This window comes from Phormidium pseudopriestleyi FRX01 (assembly GCF_017313335.1).
GTDB classification, from domain to species: domain Bacteria; phylum Cyanobacteriota; class Cyanobacteriia; order Cyanobacteriales; family Laspinemataceae; genus Laspinema; species Laspinema pseudopriestleyi.
The window spans coordinates 1-2,901 of the sequence record NZ_JAFLQW010000269.1 but is presented as its reverse complement, the minus strand read 5'-3'; the positions used below and the strand labels follow the sequence as shown (position 1 = coordinate 2,901).

The following is a 2,901-nucleotide window of genomic DNA, read 5'->3' as shown; positions in this document are numbered from 1 at the left end:
TAGGGATCCAAGTGTGGCAACCAGGGAATACCTGGATCCGGGAGATTAACCAGCGACTGAAGAAACAGGCACTCGTCTGTTATGTGATTCCGCGTCCCGTTGCCGAGGTGCGATCGCGCTTGCGTTTGCCGATGCACTTTCAGATCTATCCGATTAAGGATCAGTACAGTACCCACGATGGAACGTCACCCTATGCGATCGGTTTCAGCCAGTCGGCACTATTACTGGATACCCTCGCCTACGGGTTTAAGAGCAAGGGGGGTGAGGTATGGATCTGTTAGAAGGTGGATCCCTGAAAGGGATTAGAGGAGAGAAGCTTGCGCCAATAAGCTTAGAACTATTCGTTTCAATCCCTGAAAGGGATTAAGGAGTATTGAAACTTGGCGCTTAAGTTATGCTTCTCTGTTCAGCTTCGCCATTGTACCAAATTTAGGAAGGGTTGAATAGTTCAAAGCTAACTAAGAAGTGTTGAATAGTTCTAAAGCTTAATGTCTTGACAGTCACTATCGTTCGAGCTAACATTGGACTAAGCAGGCTGAAACTGGCTACTGAAGCTGTTGGTAGCCTGACAGCGGTTTGTGGAAAAAACTCATACAGGAGATGGAAATGAGCAAAATTGCGAAAATTACCAAGTTGGATAAATTAATCGAAGTCTTGCGGGATGGTCGTTGGCATTCGGGTGACGAACTGGCTGCCAAAGTGAGTTTCCGATTTGGGGACACGATTTTCAAGGCTCGCAACAAAGGTTACTCGATTGAAAGGCGGCAAGTTGGTGGCAGCCAGCATGAGTATCGGTTGGTGACATCGTAACCGTCTGCTGGATCTGGTAGGAAAGTCTCTGGCTTATCTAGAGAGTTCCTTATCGAGGAGGGAAAACCGTCGGAGTAGCTTGCGCCAATAAGTTTAGAACTAGGTCGCCTTAACTCCCTGTCTCCATAAAGTCAACTTTGATAGGAGAAGGCTGGTTAAGTCCCCATAATTCAAACGAACGTTGGAATAAGTCAATCTAAGATAACTTACCCTCCTCAGTCATGTTGATTTGGGACTGTTCGCTCATTTGAAGCCAGTCCCTTTTCTCCCCATTTTTTTCATACAAAAATAAACAATCATGAATGCACCATCAATGGCAGAACTCCAGGCACTTGCACTACAGTTGCCAGAAAAGATTCCTTACCTCAAAATGTTGGTTCTATTTGGTTCGCGAGCCAGAGGTAATTTTCGTACAGAGAGCGACTGGGATTTTGCTGCACTCTATGATGAAGAAATTCGGCAAAAGCACATTGATGAAAATTTCTGGAACTGCCTTGAAGTTCCTGGCTTACTTGCCGATTTTTTTAACATTTCAGAGGACAAACTTGATGTTGTAGAACTCAATTATAGTTCCGCTATGATTTCTCATTCTATAGCTCGTGATGGTAAACTTTTATACGAGCGAGATCCTGGGGAATTTGAGGGATTTAAAGATAGAGCATTGATTGAAGATTCTGAGCTAAAAAAAATTCAAAAAGCTCAACGAGAAAAGATAAAAATGTTTTTGCAAAGTTGGGGAGTGTGACATTTATGGATCCTTTGTTGGTTGGAAGACGTCTTGAATTAATCGCTAAGTATTTGGAAACCCTAAGAGAGTTTCAATCAGTTACACGCTATGATTTTTTGAATACCTTTCGGGATCAAGTGGCTGTAGAAAGACTGCTAGAGTTAATGATTCAATCTGCCTTAGACATTAACAAACACATTTTAGTCTCTAGGTATCAAGTCCATCCAAAAACCAATGAATCGTGCTTTTTAGAAGCGGGAAGGAATGGGATTATTTCAACTGAACTAGCCCAAAAAATTTCTCGTTCTGCAAAAATGCGTAACATCTTAGCACACAAGTATGAAGATATTGATCCAGAAGTGGTTTATACAGCAATTTCCAAGGCGTTGCAGCAATATCCACTTTACATTAGACAGGTGAGCGATTATCTCAATTCATTAGAGGTTGACAATGGCTAGAAAACGCAAACAATCTGATGACGAACAGGCGATGCAATTATCTCTATTTGATATAAAATCTAATCCTGATGAGGAATTATCCGACGAGGAATTAGAAGAGGATTGGGAACCGGATGGGGATGATGAGATTGGGTGGGAGACGAGCGATCGCACTATTGAACCCCAGCAGCGCGAGTTACTGACGCTTAAGTTATTGCGGGAAGCGATAGAGGCGCAAAACCCTGATGATGCGATTATGCATGATTTTGCCGAGTACGTTTTGCCGAATTTGTTGCGGGTGGCGATCGGGGTGACGGCGAAAGGAGGTAAATTTTTCGATCGCCTGGATGAGAAACGCGGTAAAGAAAATGTCAGACGCGATAATGCAGGCGATCAATCGTTGAATACCCATTTACTGAATGGATTATTTCCGGCAAATTTAATTCAGCAGCGCTTGCAACAGTTAAATACAACCGTTAAGCAGGTGGTGAAAGAGCGCGAACGGCGTCTGGTGATTGCTGGGTTTATTCTCCATGATTTTGAGAAATTTGATTATAAAGCATTTCCAAAAATGCCGGAGAAGTATCGAGTAATTCGAGAAAAAACGCCGGATCAACTTCGCTCATTATCTATCCCGGAACATCGAGAAATTGTGGAGGCGATCGCCTGTGAACTCAATCTCGATCGCTTCATCAATCCCGAAGAACCCGCAGCGTATCAAGAATACCTGGATGATTTGCTCTGTGTCGCCTATAACGCACAACGGAAATCCGATACAAATTTGAATTTTTCTGTACATGGTGGATTAAATCCCGTATTGCGCGATCGCGTGTTGATGTGTCTTTCTGACTTAACCTGTCTCGCCGATCGCCTTTCCTCAATTATCAAGCATCCTTATGATGCCGAAAATCCCAGTTTAAACAACCT

The 2,901-nt window shown here is 43.2% G+C and carries 4 protein-coding genes and 1 pseudogene; all 5 read left to right on the top strand.

The window, feature by feature from the left end; genetic code table 11:
• Positions 1-281, top strand: a pseudogene (locus J0895_RS09790) (type I-D CRISPR-associated helicase Cas3'); the annotation flags it as partial.
• 325 nt (positions 282-606) lie between these two features.
• Complete coding sequence (locus tag J0895_RS09785; RefSeq protein ID WP_207087914.1) at positions 607-810, top strand: hypothetical protein; 204 nt, start codon at positions 607-609, stop codon at positions 808-810.
• A 298-nt stretch (positions 811-1,108) separates the two neighbouring features.
• A complete protein-coding gene (mntA, locus tag J0895_RS09780; RefSeq protein WP_207087913.1) occupies positions 1,109-1,555 on the top strand; it encodes a type VII toxin-antitoxin system MntA family adenylyltransferase antitoxin in 447 nt (148 codons plus the stop codon).
• Between the two features lie 5 nt (positions 1,556-1,560).
• Complete coding sequence (hepT, locus tag J0895_RS09775; RefSeq protein WP_207087912.1) at positions 1,561-1,995, top strand: type VII toxin-antitoxin system HepT family RNase toxin; 435 nt, start codon at positions 1,561-1,563, stop codon at positions 1,993-1,995.
• Positions 1,988-2,901: type I-D CRISPR-associated protein Cas10d/Csc3 (cas10d, locus tag J0895_RS09770; RefSeq protein ID WP_207087911.1), on the top strand; the 914-nt coding region annotated here is incomplete at its 3' end. The genes hepT and cas10d, both read left to right, overlap by 8 nt.

Coding starts and splice junctions, on each gene's coding strand:
- J0895_RS09785 (WP_207087914.1), top strand. CDS start 607: ATGAGCAAAATTGCGAAAATTACCAAGTTGGATAAATTAATCGAAGTC.
- mntA (WP_207087913.1), top strand. CDS start 1,109: ATGAATGCACCATCAATGGCAGAACTCCAGGCACTTGCACTACAGTTG.
- hepT (WP_207087912.1), top strand. CDS start 1,561: ATGGATCCTTTGTTGGTTGGAAGACGTCTTGAATTAATCGCTAAGTAT.